Raw genomic sequence first — 18510 nt, 5'->3', positions numbered from 1 at the left:
TCGACCGCAGGCTTGGCCGTGCGAGTCGTTTGTTCCTGCTATGTTGAAACAAGGAGGCGAGATGCAGGTCGGTATCGACATGGGTGCAGTTGCTGGAAGCGGTTCTGCCTCGGCAGCGGCGCTTGGCGGTGGCAAGCAGGCCATGCTTGATCTTGAGGAGCTTCTCGCCACGCGTTTGCTCGTGCAGGGCAATTCCGGCTCCGGCAAATCGCATCTTTTGCGCCGCCTTCTGGAACAGAGCGCGCAATGGGTGCAGCAGTGCATCGTCGACCCTGAAGGCGATTTCGTCACGCTTGCCGATCTTTACGGCCATGTCGTTGTCGATGCCGCCCGTACCGAAGCCGAACTGACACGCATTGCCGGACGCATCCGCCAGCATCGTGTTTCGGTGGTGCTCAATCTGGAAGGTCTCGATGTCGAGCAGCAGATGCGCTCGGCTGCGGCTTTTCTTGGCGGTTTGTTCGATGCCGAGCGCGACTATTGGTATCCGATGCTGGTGGTTGTGGATGAGGCGCAGCTTTTTGCGCCTGCCGCCGCCGGTGAAGTGTCGGATGAAGCGCGCAAGCTGTCGCTCGGCGCGATGACCAATCTCATGTGTCGCGGACGAAAGCGTGGCCTTGCGGGTGTTATCGCCACGCAGCGACTGGCGAAGCTTGCCAAGAACGTTGCAGCTGAAGCTTCGAACTTCCTCATGGGGCGTACATTTCTCGATATCGATATGGCGCGCGCCGCTGATCTTCTGGGCATGGAGCGCAAGCAGGCGGAAATGTTCCGCGATCTGCAGCGCGGGCATTTCGTGGCGCTTGGCCCCGCATTGTCGCGTCGTCCATTGCCGATCAAGATCGGCAAGGTGGAGACATCGGCGCGGTCTTCATCGCCGAAACTGATGCCGCTTCCTGATGCGCCGGAAGATGCGCTCGACCTCATCTTCACGCCTGCGCCGCAGGAAATCCGTGCTGCCGTGCGCAGAGCGCCGCCGCCTCCACCGCCGCCATCGACGGCGGAGATTCTGGCGCAGGTAGCAAAGCCGAAGCCCGAAGCCGAACCGGCACAGGAACCTTTGTTCCCCGGCATGGTGGAAGCCGAACGGGATGAGCTCCTTGAAAAGGTGATGCGCGAGATCGTGGACGATCCGGAAGCGTCGTTCCGGTCCGTGGCCGTGCTTTATCAGGACTTTCTGGTGCGTTGTCGCATTCACCGCGTTCCGGGCGAGCCGCTGGCTCTCCCTGCCTTCCGCCGCAGGCTGGCAGTGGCGCAGGCCAGCATTGAAAGCGATGTGGCCAGTGGCGAAACATGGCAGCAGGCGCTGGCCCTGTCGGAAAGCCTCACCGACGATGTGCAGGGCGTGTTCCTGATCGTGGCGCAGGCGGCGGTAACCGGCGCGCCTTGTCCTTCCGATGCGGCTTTGGCGCGCGCCTATGGCACGCACTCGTTCAGCCGTGCCCGGCGTCTGCTGACCTATTTTGAAGAACGCGGGCTTCTGGTGGTCCGCAACGATTTCAAGGGAATGCGCATCGTCAATTTTCCCGATCTCGCCTGCGAAACGGCACCGGGCGACCCGAATGCGCCGGACGATCTGGCGGAAGAAGGCGCTGCGGCGGAGTAAGCTGTGAAAACTGTCATGAACCTGTAATGATCCTCGCCGACAGCTTGCGAAACGGATCATTCAGGGCAGCAGCGTGACACAGCCAATTCAGCAACCGGGTTACAAAGAACTCTTCGCGACATTCGGCAAGATCGGGCTTCTGTCCTTCGGCGGGCCGGCCGCGCAGATCGCCATGCTGCAGCGCATTCTCGTGGATGAGAAGAAATGGATGGATCAGGAGCGGCTGATTCATGCGCTCAATTTCTGCATGTTGTTGCCGGGGCCGGAAGCCATGCAGCTTGCGACCTATTCCGGTTGGGCGGTTAAGGGCTGGCGCGGCGGCCTTCTGGCCGGGCTTCTGTTCGTGCTGCCCGGCGCTGTCGTCATGCTTGCATTGTCGGCGCTGTATATCTCCTTCGGGCATGTCGACATCGTGGCCGGGCTGTTGTTCGGCCTCAAGGCTGCGGTTCTCGCCGTGGTTTTTGAAGCGCTTTATCGCATGGCCAAACGGACACTAGCCTCGGGGTTTTCCTATGCGGTGGCGATTGCGGCATTCGTTGCGATAGCCTTCCTGAAACTGCCGTTTCCGCTCGTCGTTCTGCTGGCGGCTCTTGCAGGTGGCCTGCGGCATATCGTGCAGGGAAATGGTGCTGCCGCAATTATGGGAGAGGCGACGCCTGGCGCCTTGCGCGAATTCACGCAGCAAACGCTCATCTGGGGCGGGCTGTGGCTTTTGCCTTTGCTCGGGCTTTTCTTCACTTTTGGTGGCGCGCATGTCTTCGTGCAGGAAGCGGCCTTCTTTTCGAAGCTCGCTGCGGTGACATTTGGGGGCGCTTATGCAGCTCTTTCCTATACGGCGCAGCAGGCGGTCGAGCATTTCGGCTGGATGAAGCCGGGGGAAATGCTGACGGGGCTCGGTCTGGCGGAAACCACGCCGGGACCGCTGATCCTCGTGCTGGTTTTTGTCGGCTTTGTGGGGGCTGCGAACCTGTCGGGCCTGCCGCCACTTCTGGGTGGCCTTTTCGGCGGACTGATCGCGCTGTGGTTTACCTTCGTGCCCTGCTTTCTATGGATATTGGCGGGCGCGCCATTCGTGGAGCGGCTGCGTCAGGTGCGCTGGCTGTCGGCCATGCTGGGCGGGATCACGGCTGCGGTCGTCGGCGTGATTGCCAATCTGGCGCTGTGGTTCTCGCTGCATGTCCTGTTTTCGCAGGTTGTCGAGAAGGCTATAGGTCCCTTCACATTGCCGCTGCCGGTCTGGAGCACAATAGACAATGCCGCCGTCCTGATTGCAGGCGCGGCGGCATTCTTGCTTGTTGTTCTGAGGCTCAACATGCCGCTCGTGCTGTTGCTGGCGGCATGTCTCGGAATTGTAATCCGGCTGGTGTTTTAGTCGAACAGGCTCGAAACGGACTCTTCCGCTGCCGTGCGGGCGATGGCCTCGCCAATCAGGTCCGAGATCGAGAGGACGCGGATATTTGGCGCATCGTTGATGGCAGTGGTCGGCTGGATGGAATCGGTGATGACCAGTTCCTTCAGCTTGGACGAGGCGATACGGGCAACCGCGCCGCCGGACAGAACGCCGTGCGTGATGTAGGCGGTGACGCTCTTGGCGCCCTTGTTCAACAGGGCCTCAGCTGCGTTGCAGAGCGTGCCGCCGGAATCGACGATGTCATCGAACAGCAGGCAGTCCTTGCCGGAAACGTCGCCGATGACGTTCATGACTTCCGATTCACCTGGACGTTCGCGGCGCTTGTCGACGATGGCGAGCTGCGCATCGATGCGCTTTGCGAGCGAACGGGCGCGAACCACGCCGCCAACGTCAGGCGAAACGACCATGCAATTGCCGGTCGCGTAATTGGCCTTCACATCGCGGGCGATGACCGGAACGGCGTAGAGGTTGTCGGTCGGGATATCGAAGAAGCCCTGAATCTGACCGGCATGAAGGTCAAGCGTCAGGACGCGGTTCGCACCGGCTTCGGTGATGAGATTGGCGACCAGCTTGGCAGAGATCGGCGTGCGCGGGCCGGGCTTGCGGTCCTGACGGGCATAGCCGAAATAGGGCAGGACGGCGGTGATGCGACGTGCCGACGAGCGGCGGAAGGCGTCGATCATGATGAGCAGTTCCATCAGGTGATCGTTTGCCGGGTAGGAAGTCGATTGCAGTACGAATACGTCTTCGCCGCGCACGTTTTCCTGAATCTCTACGAAGATTTCCTGATCGGCGAAGCGACGGACGCTGGCCTTACCGAGTGGAATGTTGAGATACTGAGCAACGGATTCGGCAAGAACCCGGTTGGAGTTGCCTGCGAAAAGTTTCATTCTTTTGCCTCTGACGCCGATGCGGTCGCGGTTTGCAGTTTGGTTCTGTCGCAACAGTCCGCCGGAACGGACTTAATCTCTTAAAAACTTTAAAGCTGCGTACGGTCTGACCGGCCAAGTACTGCAGCTAGAAAGGTTTTCTTTCGGATGTGGGGCCTATTGCAAAGAGTCATCGCCATTGCAAGGCCCTCGGGAACACAATTGCTGTAAAAAGCCCGGTTTTCCGGCTTTCCCACAGTAGGCAAAACAGATTCAGCAAAAGATTTCAGTCTTTTGCTGCCAAAGCAAGTTTCTATGCGCGATTTGCCGCAAGCCAGGTCGAATATTCCTGCATGGTGCGGTCGGCGATTGTCTGCATTGCGGAAGCCGGAACGACGCTCCATGAGTCTGCGGCCGCACCTGGAACTTTCTCCTGCCCCTGTATCCGGTGAAGGCGGTTGCCGGAAGCATCCAGAACATCCCAGACGTAAAGCACGGTGGTCTGATTATCTTCCGAAAGAACGGAGAAATATCCCTTCATGACGTAGGCAGCACTCGGGTCGTTATTGCCTGCAAGCTCAATGCCTTTCGACTTGGCATCGTCATTCATGCGATGGGTCAGCGGCGTCACCACATTGACCGGTGCGCCGACAATCGGGGCGATATGCAACTTGCCCGGCTTGAGCGCTGCACTGCGCTGCGGTGCCACTGGCGTGGTCGTCGCAGGTGCTGTGCCGGTCGTGGCCGGAGTTGTTCCCGTGGGCTGCACGGGAGCGGTGCCCGTCGCCGGGGTGCCCGGTGTCGCGGCTGGCGTAGTAGTTTGCCCGGAATTTTGCCCGGAATTTTGATTGCTACCCTGTACGTTCAGAGCGGACTCAGTGCTGTTGCAGGCGGCCAGGACGCTTGTAAGCACTCCGGCCAGCAACAACATCGTTGAAAGACGTGCCTTGTTCATGTTCGGCTTCATGCTCCTGAAGGCGCAGGTTCTCTGCGGTCGGGCATTTTCAGTTCAAAATAATCTATCGATTTTATCGACGTGCATCTTGCCCGAAAGCCGCTTTGCAGTTTCCGGGTTGCGCTTGTGGCAGTTTTATCGCCGATTGCGCCTCATTTTACAATCATATCAAGAGAATGGCGGGATAATGGCTGAGCTGCGCCATTTGTTGTGAGATATGTCTGCCCCAGCGTCATGGCGGTTTGGGTGTCGGAATCCATGATGATCATATGTGCGAAAAGCGTCATGTCCGGCTGGATGCTTTCCGGGTTTCCGGCATAGAATATCTGCGGGTCCATCCATGATGGCGTGAAACGTGCTCCCACCGAATAGCCACAGGTATTGAGGCGATGACGGGTAAGGCCGTGTGCTTCCATGGTCCGCGCATGGGCGTCAAAGACGTCGCCGAATGTCGAGGCGGGCGTCATGGCTGCTTCCACTGCTTCCAGCGCCTCGCGTGCAGCCGCATAGAGCTCTTGATGATGTGTGGTCGGCTTGCCGACGACGATCGTGCGCATCATCGGCGCGTGGTAATGCCGGAAGACGCCCGACCATTCGAGCGTGAGCTGATCGTTCTTGTTCAGCTTGCGCCGACCGGATTTGTAGCGGCAGAGCAGGGCATCGTCGCCCGAGCCGATGATATATTCGTTGGCGGGAAAATCGCCGTCGCCGGCAAAATTGGTGCTCATCATCGCAGCCAGAATATCGGCTTCGCTCGCCCCGCCTTTGGTGAGCTTTATCGCAGCGTCGAGTATGTCGTCACTGAGTTCGGCGGCGCGTTTCGCATAGGCAATTTCCGCAGGGCTTTTGAGCAGCCGCAGGCGATCCACCATGCCGGAAGCATCGTAAAGCTTGGCAAAGCTCTGCAGCTGTTCGTCCAGCTTGCGCGCATTGGCGCCGGTAAGGCCATGCGTCTGATATTCGATCCCGATCCGGGTGCCGAGAAGGTCGAGTTCGGTCAGAATATTGCGAAGGTCGGAAGCCGGATTGGCATTGTCGCGATCGGTCCAGACGACGACGTTCTCGATGTTCGACGTATGACGCGCCTGCCGCAAATCGGCGGAGCGTGTCATCAGCACCATCGACCCGTCGGCCTTCACGACGAGGCATTGGAAGAAGCAGAAGCCGAACGTGTCATAGCCGGTCAGCCAGTACATGCTCTCCTGCGCGAACAGCAGAAGCGCATCCAGCTTTTCCTCCTCCATCTTCAAGATCAGACGGTCGCGACGTGCTGCGAATTCTTCCGGCTCGAAGTGAAGGGCCATGCGGTTCTCCTAATCTTCTATGATGGCGATCGCTGCAATCTGACGCCCGTAGTCGGGTTCATTGCGATGGGTGGTGCGCCGGTAGGAATAGAATTGTTCCTCATCGGCATAGGTGCACTGGCGAAGGGATTCTGCCCGCACACCAGCCTTCGTCAGCCGGTCGGTGATGAATGTCCACAGATCGAACAGCTTGTGTTCCGGCTTGTCGGAAGGCCGGAAATAGGTGGTGTAGGCAGCATCTCTGCCGATGAATTCTGCATAGAATTCCGGCCCGACTTCGTAATTTTCCGGCCCGATGGTCGGCCCGAGAACAGCAACGATGTTCTCGCGTTTCGCACCGAGGCCGATCATGGCTTCAATCGTGTTTTCAAGGACACCGCCGAAAGCGCCACGCCATCCGGCATGGGCGGAGCCGATGATTCCCGCTTCGTGATCTGCAAAAAGCACAGGCCCGCAATCGGCGGACAAAGCACCAATGGCGATGCCCGGCACATTTGTGACCATTGCGTCGGCCTTCGGGCGTGGAGCGCCGAACGGCTCGGTGACGTGGAGGACATCGGGCGAATGAACCTGATGCACGGTCATGAGATGATCGGGTGCAACGCCAAGGTTCTCGGCGACGCGGCGGCGATTCTCGGCAACTTTTTCCGGCACATCGTTTGACCCGCTTCCAACGTTCAGGCCCGTATAGATGCCATCGGAAACACCGCCCTTGCGGGTGAAAAAGCCATGCGCGATCCGCTTCCCGTTCTGTCCGACGGGCTTTTCAAGGAGAGGCGAGCGGAGTGGTTGCGGCATATCGGTCATCTTGCTGGCTTTCGTAAACGGCGGGATGGTGGGGGAGGTCCGCTGGCTTGTCAATTGAAGCTTTTTGAAGGGAAGGGCATCACTTGGTTTCGAAAGGATAGAGGCGTGTCAGCCCGTCACTCAATGCGAGAACCTTGAACAAGGTTCCCATTTGATCGGGTGCGGCCAGTCTTTCGACGTCCTGTCGGATTTTTTCCTGAAACGCTGCGTCCTTGCCCGTACCGAGCCGTCCGGCGCGATCAAGCAGGCCCATTGCGAGCAGAAATTCGCCCTGCGTCATTGTTCCGGTCTTGCAGCCGCTGGCCCGCGCGGTCTTGTCCAGAATGTCGAAATCGACATGGCTGGTGAGGTCCGCAATGCCCGGATTGGCAAATACATCGTCAAAGCCGTGTTTCAACATGGCTTGCAGCGTGTCGCCGAAACCGGCTTTCAGATGGCCATAGTCGACGTTGAGCGCTGCGCCGCGTGTGGTCGCGATACGGCTGGCAATTTCCTGCATCAAGGCCGTGCGCGCAGGGGCTGCTTCAAAGATCGCGCCTTCGGGTGCTTCCGCATGGCCTACAGGTAACAGCGCCGGATCTATACCACCCAGACCGCTGACGAAATGGAACTCATCCTTGTCATCGAGCGCAATCATCCGTTCGACAAAGCGGCCATCGACCTTGACGAACTGCCGGAACGGGATCGCATCGAACAGCTCATTGGTGACGAGGATCAGCGGCCCGTTGGCAGTATCGGCGGGAATATCGGAAAAGCGTTCGAACCAGTCGATCTTCGCGCCTGCGTCGGACAGTTTTTCCTTTTGCTTTTCGGCAAGGCGCGGGCTTGTTTCGACCATGGCGACACGCACATGGTCCAGCATTTGCGGGGCGAGCCTGCCAATAGTGCGCAGCATATCGCTCATCAGCGTGCCGCGACCGGGGCCGATTTCGCACAGCACGATATTGTCCGGGCCTCCCAGCGCGTCCCATTCGCTGACACACCAGATGCCGATCAGTTCACCGAACATCTGGCTTACTTCCGGCGCGGTGATGAAGTCACCGTCGCGTCCGAAAGGTTCACGCGTCGTATAATAGCCCGCCTCGCGGTCGCCGAGGCAGGCTGCCATGTAATCGGCAACGCTGATCGGCCCGGAGGTGGCGATCAGGCGTTTCAGCCGGTCTTTCAGCGAAAGATCAGGCATCCTTGGCTGCGGTCCGGTTTGCGCGCCACATGGCCCAAAGCCCGATCAGTACCATCGGCACCGAGAGGACCATACCCATGGTGAGCCATCCGCCGAAGAGATAGCCGAGCTGCGCATCCGGCTCGCGGAAGAATTCGACCACGATGCGGCTGAGGCCGTAGCCCGTGACGAAAGCGCCTGCAATGAAGCCGGGCTTCTTCAGTTTGCGTCCGACCCAGACGAGCAGGAACAGCACGAGGAAGAGGACTACACCCTCAAGGAACGCTTCGTAAAGCTGGCTTGGATGACGCGGCAGCGGGCCTCCATTGGGGAAGTAGACTGCCCACGGCACATCACTGACACGACCCCAGAGTTCCGAATTGATGAAATTGGCGACGCGCACGACACCAAGTCCGACCGGAACACCAGCGGCAATCGTGTCGAACATGCTCCAGACCTTGATGCCGCGCGAGCGGGCAAACAGGATCATGGCGAGCGTTGTGCCCAAAATGCCGCCGTGAAACGACATGCCGCCATCCCATACCGCCGGAATGGCAAGCGGGTTGGAGATATAATAGGAGAAATTATAGAAGAGCACGTAGCCGATGCGACCGCCGAGCACGACGCCAAGCGCTGCCCAGATGACGAAATCATCGAGCGCTTCCGGCGCCATGGGCGGCTGGTTGTTGGCCCACAGGCGGTGGCTTCGCAAGAGCTTCTTGCCGTACCACCAGGCGAACATGATGCCGACGACATAGCCGAGGCCGTACCAGTGCACTGCCAGCGGTCCGACCCGGAAAATCACCGGATCGATATTTGGGAAGGCGAGCGCCGATGCGGGCAGCAACGTCTCAATCATGAAATCACTCCGTTTTGTGACGGAACATGCTGGACCGACCCGTTATGGTCAAGCTGTTCCCGTCGGCTGCAAATCGCGTTTGCAAATCGTGTTTGCAAATCGCGTTTTCTGGGCTTCCGGTGCTGATCTACCCTTAAGGTAGCCTTAAGTACATTCGCTAGTGGCGCTTCCGGTTTCCGGTCGCCGTCATTTTCGCGTGGCCCGTGGTTTTGATTCAAGTGCGCCGAACCTGATCACTTTCTATAGCTGCGCTTGCATCGGAACTGAGACGGCCCTATTTCAAATTTATGTTTTCAACAGGTCTCACCTGGAAATAAGGAATGATTGCCATGACCAGCGGACAGAACCGGGTTCTTGATGAACTCGCCAAGCTTGTGACGGATGCGGCAGGCGCTGCCCAGGGCGTGCGCCGTGAAGTGGAAACGGCGTTGCGTTCGCAAGGAGAACGCGTGCTGAACACACTCGATGTCGTGCAGCGCGAAGACTTCGAAGCCGTTCGTGAAATGGCAATCAAGGCGCGTGCGGAAAACAGCGCGTTGCTGGCAAGAATCGAAGCTCTCGAAGCACGTCTTGCGAAATTCGAAGTTGATTCTGAAGCCAAATCGGCAAAATCAGCTTCATCTTCGGCAAAATCCAAAAATAATCCCTGAATATTTATTAACAGGCCGCAAGTGGCAAAAACCCTTGTCTTAGAGTCGGTTAAGGCAAGGGTCGCGGTCGGTCCCTCGTATATTTCCACATGCTTTCACGGCTCTTTGTTCAAAAGGGGCTGGCGTTCAGATTCAGCATCAATAGACTGAAAACACTACATGATTCGTAACGCGGTCATGTAGGCGGCGGCGAGGGGCTGAGTGTCAGGTTTCGCGTCTTTCAGGCTGCTTTCCAGTATCAGTTGCGTATGTGCGTGTGCCATTGAGGCGCTTGCATGCCGTCGTGCATGCCGGTTCCTCAACCGATCAATTCGTGCCTGTTTTCCTGCGCTTGTTCTTGCGCGGTGGCCGGCACGGGCGAGCAATGACTTGCGCGCCGGGAATTAGGAAACATCTGGGGGCAGATGGTTCCCAGAACAGGAAACGGACATGAGCCTTCTTGAGCTTGAATTCGCACGTGAGGCACATCCGGTGGATGTGATCGAACAGGTCGCGCATTCAAACGACTGGACGTTCGAGCGGACTGGCGACGACGAAATCGCAATTTCGGTTGCGGGCAACTGGACTGACTATCACATCTCGTTTTCCTGGATGGAGGATTTCGAGGCGCTGCATCTGGCCTGCGCATTCGACATCAAGGTGGCCGAGCCACGTGTGAACGAAGTGATGCGCCTGCTGTCGCTCATCAATGAAAAGCTTCTGATGGGCCATTTCGATCTCTGGCAGCAGGAAGGCGCGATCATGTATCGCCAGTCGCTGCTGCTGGCAGGTGGTGCGGAACCGACGAGCCGTCAGGTGGAAGTGCTGCTTTCGGCGGCGCTGGAAGCTTGCGAAGCCTATTTCCAGGCCTTCCAGTTTGTGGTCTGGTCGGGTGTTACGGCGCGTGAAGCGCTTGAATGCGTGGTGTTCGAGACCGTCGGTCGCGCCTGACTATAAATCAGTTGAATTTTGGCCCGGCGCTCGCGCCGGGTTTTCTGCGAGGCCGGGAGCGCGGGCCGGGGAGTGAAAAAATGAGCGAAGCAACCACTATCACCTGGGCAGATTTCGAACAGGTCGATATCCGCAGCGGAACCATCGTGGAAGCTGTGCCATTTCCCGAAGCCCGCAAGCCTGCCTTCAAGCTGAAGATCGATTTTGGTGAAAAGATCGGCATCAAGAAGTCGTCAGCCCAGATCACCAGGCACTACACGCCGGAAGAGCTGGTCGGCAAACAGATCATGGCAGTCGTGAACTTCCCGCCACGACAGATCGGGCCCTTCATGTCGGAAGTGCTGACACTCGGCATGCCGGACGAAGATGGCGAAGTGGTTCTCGCTGCAATCGACAAGCCCGTGCCGAATGGTGGCAAGCTTTATTGAGAGCGGATGATTTCGCGTTAAGCAAGCGCGTTTCTCCCTCATCCTGAGGAGGCTCCTGAGCTTGCGAAAGAGCCATCTCGAAGGACGAGGGCAAGCACCGTGCGTTTTCCCTCGCCCTTCGAGATGCCGTTTTCAACGGCTCCTCAGGATGAGGGAAAAGAATAGCGTTGGAAGTATGGAACTCCGTTGTCGGATCGCTCTGCCTTGACGTGCAGCCGTGCATTTGACGGGGCCAGAACGCTTTAAGCCGGAATATGGATGGTCGCGCGCAGGCCGCCGGTCGGAGCGTCTTCCAGCGTAATGTCGCCACCGTGGCTGCGTGCAATATCGCGTGCAATAGCAAGACCCAGCCCGCCTGTGCCGCCCGAATCCTGCGTTCGCGCTTCATCCAGCCGGACGAAAGGCTTGAAGACGTCTTCGCGGCGGTCTTCCGGAATACCCGGCCCGTCATCGTCCACAACGACTTTCAGCCAGCCTTCAACATGCGAAATCGACAGCTCGACATTCTGCGCATGACGGAAGGCGTTCGAGACGAGATTGCTGACCAGCCGCGAGAAGGCGTTCGGACGCACATGGACCTCGCTGTCGCCTTCAATATGATACTTGAAGCCGCGCTCGCGCAGGCGTGCTTCATGCTCCAGTTTTTCGCAAAGCCTCGTGACATCGTAGCTTGCGGTTTCCTCCGAACCTTCGCCGCGCGCAAAGGCGAGATAGCCTTCGAGCATCGTCTGCATGTCGGCAATATCCTGATTGAGCGGCTCGGTGTCGATCGAGTGGCCAGCCAGCGCAAGCTGCAGCTTGAAACGGGTCAGAATGGTGCGCAGATCGTGGCTGACGCCGGAAAGCATGGCCGTGCGCTGCTCGATCTGGCGTTCGATGCGCGAGCGCATCTGAATAAAAGCGATGCCTGCACGGCGCACTTCCTCGGCTCCGCGCGGATGGAACCCTTCCGGCATTGGTCGCCCCTTGCCGAAACTCTCTGCGGCCTCGGCAAGCTGCTGGATCGGCTTGATCTGGTTGCGCAGGAATGCGATGGCGATGATCAGCAGAACGAGCGCGGTGCCCACCATCCACGTCAGGAAGATGCCTGTATTGGATGCATAGGCCTGGCTGCGCCGCGCAAAGACGCGCAACACCTTGTCCTCCAGCTTGATGCGGATTTCGATAAGATCGGAATCGCCCACCGTATCGACCCAGAAGGGGCGATTGATCTGGCGGGTGATCTCTTCACTCAGGAAGTAATCGAGAATGGCGAAAAAGGGCTTTGGCCCGGGAGGTGGCAGCGGATCGGGCGGCAGGATCGAAATGTTCAGCGCCAGCCGCTGCTGCGCGATGCGGATGAGATTGTCGTAGCCCGGTTCCTGCGGATAGGTTTCGAGAATGTCGATGATGCCTGCAATATCGCGCACAACGGCGGTCGACAGTCGTTCGGTCACCATCTGCCAGTGACGCTCCATGAACACATAGGCGATCACGGACTGGAGCAGAACCATCGGGGCAATGATGATGATGAGCGAACGCGCATAAAGCCCCTTCGGCATGATGCGCGCCAACCAGCGGGAGAATTTTCTCAAGGGCGATTTCATCGTGTTAAAACGTCCCTCAGTACCCTGTGGTTGCGCTCAAAAGACTTATTTTGTCGCAAAGCCGCTTCACACTTTTTGGCTCGAAAAACGCTTCCGGAAATATTGCTGTCTGCAAATGGCGTTTTCCATGAACAACATTGCGGCTGCACCTTTGGTACATGCCGCCCTGCGTTTTGAGAAAACACCATTTTCTGATCGCGATATTCCTGATTGCCGATGGTTGCTATTCGATGCTGAGCTTGTAGCCGATACCGCGCACGGTCTGGAGCCAGACCGGATTGGCCGGGTCCTGCTCGATCTTGCGGCGAAGGCGATTGATCTGGACGTCGATCGTGCGTTCACCGACATCGCCATCCTGACCGGTCAGCTCATGGCGGGGGATCGTCTCGCCGGCACGCTCGGCGAAAATCGCCATGATATCCTGCTCACGATCCGTCAGCTTGATGGTTTCCGTACCCTTTTTCAGCTCGCGGCGCGGGATGAAGAAAGTATAGGGGCCGAACACGATCTGCTCGATTTTCGGCTGTGCGGGTGGCGCGCCGCGGCGCAGGATATTGTTGATGCGAAGCGTCAGCTCGCGGGGATCGAACGGCTTGGGCAGATAATCGTCCGCTCCGGCAGCCAGACCGTCGATGCGGCTGTCGGTTTCCGACAATGCCGTCAGCATCAGGATGGGGACGTTCTTCTGCTCGCGCAGCGATCGCGTCAGCGAAACGCCGGTTTCTCCCGGCATCATGACGTCGAGGATCAGCAGATCGAAATCGATGCCTTCCAGTTTGCGGCGCGCTTCGGCAGCGCTTCCAGCCATGGTGACACGGAATCCGCTATTGGTCAGATATTGTGAGAGAAGGCTGCGGATACGCGTATCGTCGTCAACGACGAGGAGATGTGGCGCGTCGTCCGAGAGCGTCTTTTCTTCTTCTACAGCCATGGCGTCTTTCGATCCCATTCCGATAATTTTACTTCAGCATTCCAGCTTATGCCCGATGCTTTGGTGCACATATTATCGACTGGAATGCGGCACGTCCATTCACTGCCTGCGTGGACCTGTTTTTATACAAGCACTTATTGTCTGATCCAAAAGTCGCCATACCTTGGCTCGCAAACAGCGTTTTTCTGCGCTTCCGGTGCTCATGTACTTGCTCAGACGCATAATCTTATCCGAAAAGTCTACAACTTTTCGGGACTATGCTTAGCAGTACACTGCGCTCCGGTTCTCGAAACCCACCATTTTCGCCACGGCCTGACGTTTTTTTATTCAGACACTTTGTGCAACTAGACGTAACACTCAAGCCCAGTGTCACTCGGTTCAGAGATGTCTGGTCGAACTATCTTCGGCAGAAAACTCGTCGATCTGGGCGCGCCGCTCGGGGTTGACCATATTATAGAGGAAGCGCTCGATGACTTCCCGGTCCTGCGGCGCACAGTCCTCCAGTGCACGTGCGATGCGTCGTGACTGCGGAAGGGCGAGGGCAAGCGTGAGCTGGCGGCCGCTCTTGGTCGGATAAAGCTTGCGGTGGCGGCGGTCGTGAAGGCCGGTGGCCTGAACCACATGCCCCGTATCGATCAACTGTTTAAGCACGCGCGACAGGCTCTGCTTGGTGATCCGCAGGACCTCCAGCAGCTCGGCAACCGTCATGCCGGGCTTTCGGTTGATGAAGTAGAGAACACGGTGATGCGCCCGCCCGAATCCGATCTTTTCCAGAATAAGATCAGGGTCGGCGGTAAAGTCGCGATAGGAAAAAAACAGTAGTTCGATCACGTTGAGGTCGGCCGCCTCCTCAGCCGTCAACGGATTGCTTATATAATTCATATCGTTCGTCGAATTCACATCTGTGCTCCGTTCTGTTGCGTTAAATATGTCAGCATTATTGACATAATTCAATCGCCCAGATAATTTTCGATAAGTGTGAGCTGGCTTTTTTGGAATAATGTTTGCGCTGATACGTGCAAGGAGGAGGAATAATTGCGCTAACGGGCTACCCGCCACCGTCTCAATGGGTTGGTGATGGAATGGTTGTCGCAATATTCGAACCCTGTGGAGGATTTATTTTCTTTCCATGCATGCTCCGCCTGGGATTCGCGCAATATGTTTGCGTGACCTCAAAGCATTTTGAACAAAAAGGCCAGCAATTACGCAGGAAAAGGTGGCCGTCTCACCAGTTATATCGATTTAGCTGGGGAAGACGGGATGCGGAGAAGTTTATCTGGTCTGAAGTCGACCTGAAACCAGATCGAGACAGCGCTGCTGAGGCGCATCCCGAAAAGTATGAGGCGATTTTCGGGATGCGCGTCAAAATGCATAGACAGGGCATTTCCAAGGTTTCATCCTGAAAAAAGAAATGCTCGATGAAATATTTAGGAGCAAGAAAATGGCTGCGATTCCATTCGATCAACGGGACGGATTTATCTGGCTGGACGGAGAATTCGTCGACTGGAAAGATGCAAAAATCCACGTGCTGACCCATGGTCTGCATTATGCGAGCGCCGTGTTTGAAGGCGAACGCGCCTATGGCGGCGAGATCTTCAAGCTCAATGAGCATACCGAACGCCTGCATGAATCTGCACGCATTCTCGGTTTCGAGATTCCTTTCAGCGTTGCAGAAATCAACGATGCCTGCCGCGAGCTTCTGAAGAAGCAGGGTTTTGAAGACGCCTATGTTCGCCCGATTGCCTGGCGCGGTTCGGAGTCACTGGGGGTCTCGGCGCAGAACAACCGCATTCATCTTGCCATCGCCATCTGGCAATGGCCGAGCTATTTCTCGCCCGAAGAAAAGATGAAGGGCATCCGGCTCGATATCGCTGAATATTGCCGCCCGGACCCGCGCACTGCGCCCTCGCGCTCGAAGGCTGCCGGTCTCTATATGATCTGCACGATCTCCAAGCACGCCGCCGAAGCCAAGGGCTATGCCGATGCATTGATGCTCGACTGGCGCGGACAGGTTGCGGAAGCAACCGGTGCAAACGTCTTCTTCGTGAAGGACGGCGCACTGCATACGCCGAAGCCTGACTGCTTCCTTGACGGTATTACGCGTCGCACGGTCATTGATCTTGCCAAGCGCCGCGGCATTGAAGTCATCGAGCGGGCAATCATGCCGGAAGAACTTGCCGGTTTCTCCGAATGCTTCCTGTGCGGAACAGCAGCGGAAGTGACGCCGGTATCCGAGATCGGTCAATACCGTTTCAAACCTTCCGAAATTACAAATGTTCTAATGAATGACTATTCTGCGGAAGTTCAGCCAAAGCGGGCGGCAGCCGAATAGTAGGTGCCGAACCAAGTTTTAAACAGAAAAAGAGCGGTCTTAGGGCCGCTTTTTTGTTATTCCGTCGCTTATTGTTTGACATTGGAAAGTTTCGGCACAAGATTTTTTTACCGGAGTCGCGCTACTCCGGTTTAAAACTCAGATGGGGTGACGATTATGGAATCTCTACTACCTATCATTCTCCAGCTTGTGGCTGGCGCGGTTGGTGGCAACATCGCCGGAGCAGTGAAGAATATCAGTCTGGGCACCACGGGTAACACGGTGGCAGGCGGCATCGGTGGTGTCATCCTCGGGCAGCTGCTTCCGATGTTGTCTGGCGGTGGCCTCGATTCCGTTCTCAACGGTGTTGTTGGTCAGCTGGCAGGCGGCGGCATTGGCGGTATCGTGCTCACGGCCGTTGTCGGCCTGATCAAGAACGCGATGGCCGCCAAGGCCTGACGCACTAAGACATCCCGAGAAGTGTGAAACGCCTACGCAGGGAAATCAGTCCACTGGACTGATTTCTGATCCCGCTTCGATCGGGTAACATGTGCGTGAAAGCAAACAGTTGGAGCGCCGGTCTGATTCAATCAGATCGAAACGCGCTCTGGAGACCGCATGGTTGTGGGGACAACCGGTAAGACGAACTGTCGGGCCTATCCCGGAAAGCGTGAAACGGTTTTCGGAGAAAGCGCCTCGGACAATCCTGGAGAGGGAAAACGGGCGGCTATCAGCCGCCCGTATCTATTTAAAGCTTCACCTGACGGGCACAGGACACTATCTCTGTGTCAGAAAGCACCTTCCGGACCGCTATTTATTCAAGTGGAGTAAGACTATGGGGCAATTGCAGGCCATCATCGTTCCCGTCACGCCTTTCCAGCAGAATTGCACCATTCTGTTCGATGGCGAGACCAAGAAGGGTGTCGTGATCGATCCGGGCGGTGACCTGGATCGCATCCGCGAGGCGATTGATTCCCAAGGGATCGATGTCGAGGCCATCTGGATCACGCATGGCCATATCGATCATGCTGCGGCAGCCCTTGATCTCAAGGAAGCCCTGAATGTGGACATTATCGGCCCGCACAGGGATGATAAGTTCCTGCTCGATAATCTGGAAGCGACCGGCCTAAAATATGGCATCACTGAAGGCGTGCGCAATGTTACGCCGGACCGCTGGCTGGACGAAGGTGACAAGGTTTCCGTCGCCGGGCATGAATTCGACGTCTTCCACACGCCGGGCCATGCGCCGGGGCACGTCGTGTTCTTCAACCCCGAAGCGCGGTTTGCGATAGTCGGTGATGTGCTTTTCAACGGCTCGGTCGGGCGCACTGATCTGCCAGGCGGTGATCACGCGGCGCTGATTCGCTCCATCAAGAAAAAGCTGCTGCCGCTCGGGGACGATATCGGTTTCATTTGCGGGCATGGTCCCGGCGGTAGGTTCGGTGATGAACGGCGCTCCAATCCATTTTTGAACGACATCGGATATGCATAAAAAAAAGCCGCCTTTAAAGGCGGCTTTTCATCGGGATGGTTTGCTTTGGAGCACCGATCTGGTTGAAGCAGATCGGTGCTCTAATCACTTGTTTTGGCGCGCATCTTATCCGAAAACCGTTTCACACTTTTCGGGATGTGCTTTAATTTGCGGAGCAGAAGTGATCGCGTCCGTCATAACCGCGATAGGTGCCGGTATTCGGATTGAATGACCGGTAACGGTCGGCGCAATACTGGTACCAGCCACGGCTCCATGGCTCATAGCTTGAGCGATAATAAGTCGCCTGACGAGCCGGGGCTGCCGGGTAATAAGCTGGCGGCGGCGGAGGCGGTGCATAGACCGGGGCAGGCTGCACGTAGGTCGGTTGCGGCTGGCTCAGCGCGCTGCCGATGAGGGCACCTGCTGCAAGACCGATCACACCTGCGGCAACGGCGTCGCCATGGTTGCGATGCCGGTCGCGGTAGTAGGGTCGATCCCAGCCGCCACGATCCCAGCCATGGCGGCCCCAGGAATCTGCCGATGCTGTTGCAAGCGGTGCGGCAACAGCCGCAAGGGATGCCGCTGCCAGAATGGCTGTTTTCGCAAATCGGTTCATTGTTCGCTCCTTCAGAAGCTCGACTGTAATTTCTCCGATACGCTCGCCGAACGGGCACACACGTATCGTTTATGAATAACTAATTAACTGTTTCGACATGAATGGAGGCTGAACAATGGTGAAGGGCGATGGAAAGCTGTCAGTTTCCGGTCAATTACTTGCAGCATCTGTAATATTTCGCGCCTGAATGATGATCCGTTCAGGGTTGCATACCGGCAATAAAAAACCCCGGCAAAAGCCGGGGCAAGTGGTAGGTTCTTTTATGAACGATCAGCCGGTAACGGTGATGTTCACGGCCTTCGGGCCTTTGCCGCGACGATCCGGTTCCGTCTCGTAGGAAACCTTCTGATTGTCTGCGAGGCCAGTGAGGCCAGAAGCCTGTACAGCAGAAATGTGTACGAAGATGTCAGCGCCACCGTCGTCCGGCTTGATGAAACCGAAACCTTTTTCGGTATTGAAGAATTTGACCAGTCCGGTCTGTGCCATGGGATCCGTTCCTTTTCCTTGGCGCCACTGCTCTTGTGGAGACAGTGGTATTACAAATTCTGCCAAGCGCACCACACACCCGGCAGAGGGTTATGCAGGCAGTTCTCGACATTGGGAAGGAACCGATC

The 18510-nt window shown here is 57.2% G+C and carries 20 protein-coding genes; 9 read left to right on the top strand and 11 right to left on the bottom strand.

What is annotated here, in order from left to right; all coding sequences use genetic code 11:
* The first annotated feature begins 61 nt into the window (after positions 1 to 61).
* Positions 62 to 1606: an ATP-binding protein gene (locus tag AC1RHM_RS04070; protein ID WP_010659618.1), complete on the top strand. Its 1545-nt coding sequence runs from the start codon at positions 62 to 64 to the stop codon at positions 1604 to 1606.
* Positions 1607 to 1679: 73 nt separating this feature from the next.
* Positions 1680 to 2978: a chromate efflux transporter gene (chrA, locus tag AC1RHM_RS04065; RefSeq protein WP_010659619.1), complete on the top strand. Its 1299-nt coding sequence runs from the start codon at positions 1680 to 1682 to the stop codon at positions 2976 to 2978.
* Here chrA and AC1RHM_RS04060 read toward each other — a convergent pair.
* The 6 genes from AC1RHM_RS04060 to lgt form a co-directional block, all read right to left on the bottom strand.
* Entirely contained in the window at positions 2975 to 3907 is a 933-nt protein-coding gene (locus AC1RHM_RS04060; RefSeq protein WP_010659620.1) for a ribose-phosphate pyrophosphokinase, read from the bottom strand. The genes chrA and AC1RHM_RS04060 overlap by 4 nt on opposite strands.
* A 292-nt stretch (positions 3908 to 4199) precedes the next feature.
* Positions 4200 to 4853, bottom strand: coding sequence for a hypothetical protein (locus tag AC1RHM_RS04055; protein ID WP_010659621.1), 654 nt, complete (start codon positions 4851 to 4853; stop codon positions 4200 to 4202).
* A 140-nt stretch (positions 4854 to 4993) separates the two neighbouring features.
* Complete coding sequence (locus tag AC1RHM_RS04050; protein WP_010659622.1) at positions 4994 to 6145, bottom strand: M24 family metallopeptidase; 1152 nt, start codon at positions 6143 to 6145, stop codon at positions 4994 to 4996.
* 9 nt (positions 6146 to 6154) lie between these two features.
* Positions 6155 to 6952 carry a peptidoglycan editing factor PgeF gene (gene pgeF / locus AC1RHM_RS04045; protein ID WP_036563639.1) on the bottom strand — a complete coding sequence of 266 codons (798 nt, stop codon included), beginning with the start codon at positions 6950 to 6952 and terminating at the stop codon, positions 6155 to 6157.
* Between the two features lie 79 nt (positions 6953 to 7031).
* Positions 7032 to 8135, bottom strand: coding sequence for a class I SAM-dependent methyltransferase (locus AC1RHM_RS04040; protein ID WP_010659624.1), 1104 nt, complete (start codon positions 8133 to 8135; stop codon positions 7032 to 7034).
* Positions 8128 to 8973 (bottom strand): prolipoprotein diacylglyceryl transferase, encoded by an 846-nt coding sequence (lgt, locus tag AC1RHM_RS04035; protein ID WP_010659625.1) that lies wholly within the window; start codon positions 8971 to 8973, stop codon positions 8128 to 8130. Before lgt ends, AC1RHM_RS04040 begins: the two co-directional genes overlap by 8 nt.
* Before the next feature lie 329 nt (positions 8974 to 9302).
* On the opposite strand from lgt, the gene AC1RHM_RS04030 reads away from it, so the two are divergent.
* The 3 genes from AC1RHM_RS04030 (at position 9303) to AC1RHM_RS04020 (ending at position 10981) form a co-directional block, all read left to right on the top strand.
* Entirely contained in the window at positions 9303 to 9623 is a 321-nt protein-coding gene (locus AC1RHM_RS04030) for an accessory factor UbiK family protein (RefSeq protein ID WP_010659626.1), read from the top strand.
* A 429-nt stretch (positions 9624 to 10052) separates the two neighbouring features.
* Positions 10053 to 10553, top strand: a complete 501-nt coding sequence (locus AC1RHM_RS04025; protein ID WP_010659627.1) for a type III secretion system chaperone family protein — start codon at positions 10053 to 10055, stop codon at positions 10551 to 10553.
* A gap of 80 nt (positions 10554 to 10633) precedes the next feature.
* Positions 10634 to 10981, top strand: a complete 348-nt coding sequence (locus AC1RHM_RS04020) for a tRNA-binding protein (RefSeq protein ID WP_010659628.1) — start codon at positions 10634 to 10636, stop codon at positions 10979 to 10981.
* A gap of 242 nt (positions 10982 to 11223) precedes the next feature.
* Here the strand turns inward: AC1RHM_RS04020 and AC1RHM_RS04015 are convergent, their stop codons facing one another.
* From AC1RHM_RS04015 to AC1RHM_RS04005, 3 genes are all read right to left on the bottom strand, one after another.
* Positions 11224 to 12567, bottom strand: coding sequence for an ATP-binding protein (locus AC1RHM_RS04015; RefSeq protein WP_010659629.1), 1344 nt, complete (start codon positions 12565 to 12567; stop codon positions 11224 to 11226).
* A gap of 223 nt (positions 12568 to 12790) precedes the next feature.
* A complete protein-coding gene (locus AC1RHM_RS04010) occupies positions 12791 to 13498 on the bottom strand; it encodes a response regulator (RefSeq protein WP_012091674.1) in 708 nt (235 codons plus the stop codon).
* A gap of 378 nt (positions 13499 to 13876) precedes the next feature.
* Entirely contained in the window at positions 13877 to 14398 is a 522-nt protein-coding gene (locus AC1RHM_RS04005; protein WP_010659631.1) for a MarR family winged helix-turn-helix transcriptional regulator, read from the bottom strand.
* A 182-nt stretch (positions 14399 to 14580) separates the two neighbouring features.
* On the opposite strand from AC1RHM_RS04005, the gene AC1RHM_RS04000 reads away from it, so the two are divergent.
* The 4 genes from AC1RHM_RS04000 to AC1RHM_RS03985 all read left to right on the top strand — a co-directional run bounded on the left by AC1RHM_RS04000 (position 14581) and on the right by AC1RHM_RS03985 (position 17301).
* On the top strand, positions 14581 to 14901 hold the full coding sequence (locus tag AC1RHM_RS04000; RefSeq protein ID WP_162998230.1) for a hypothetical protein: 321 nt from the start codon (positions 14581 to 14583) through the stop codon (positions 14899 to 14901).
* 38 nt (positions 14902 to 14939) lie between these two features.
* Positions 14940 to 15830 carry a branched-chain amino acid aminotransferase gene (locus tag AC1RHM_RS03995; protein ID WP_010659633.1) on the top strand — a complete coding sequence of 297 codons (891 nt, stop codon included), beginning with the start codon at positions 14940 to 14942 and terminating at the stop codon, positions 15828 to 15830.
* 156 nt (positions 15831 to 15986) lie between these two features.
* Positions 15987 to 16268: a hypothetical protein gene (locus AC1RHM_RS03990; protein ID WP_010659634.1), complete on the top strand. Its 282-nt coding sequence runs from the start codon at positions 15987 to 15989 to the stop codon at positions 16266 to 16268.
* A gap of 376 nt (positions 16269 to 16644) precedes the next feature.
* Positions 16645 to 17301 carry an MBL fold metallo-hydrolase gene (locus AC1RHM_RS03985; RefSeq protein ID WP_010659635.1) on the top strand — a complete coding sequence of 219 codons (657 nt, stop codon included), beginning with the start codon at positions 16645 to 16647 and terminating at the stop codon, positions 17299 to 17301.
* A gap of 142 nt (positions 17302 to 17443) precedes the next feature.
* Here the strand turns inward: AC1RHM_RS03985 and AC1RHM_RS03980 are convergent, their stop codons facing one another.
* A complete protein-coding gene (locus AC1RHM_RS03980) occupies positions 17444 to 17896 on the bottom strand; it encodes a BA14K family protein (protein WP_010659636.1) in 453 nt (150 codons plus the stop codon).
* A gap of 270 nt (positions 17897 to 18166) precedes the next feature.
* Positions 18167 to 18382: a cold-shock protein gene (locus AC1RHM_RS03975; RefSeq protein WP_010659637.1), complete on the bottom strand. Its 216-nt coding sequence runs from the start codon at positions 18380 to 18382 to the stop codon at positions 18167 to 18169.
* Between the last annotated feature and the right edge of the window lie 128 nt (positions 18383 to 18510).

The sequence above is a fragment of the Brucella sp. GW823-FHT04E01 genome, from assembly GCF_058796175.1.
This window is presented reverse-complemented; position numbering and strand designations above follow the sequence as displayed.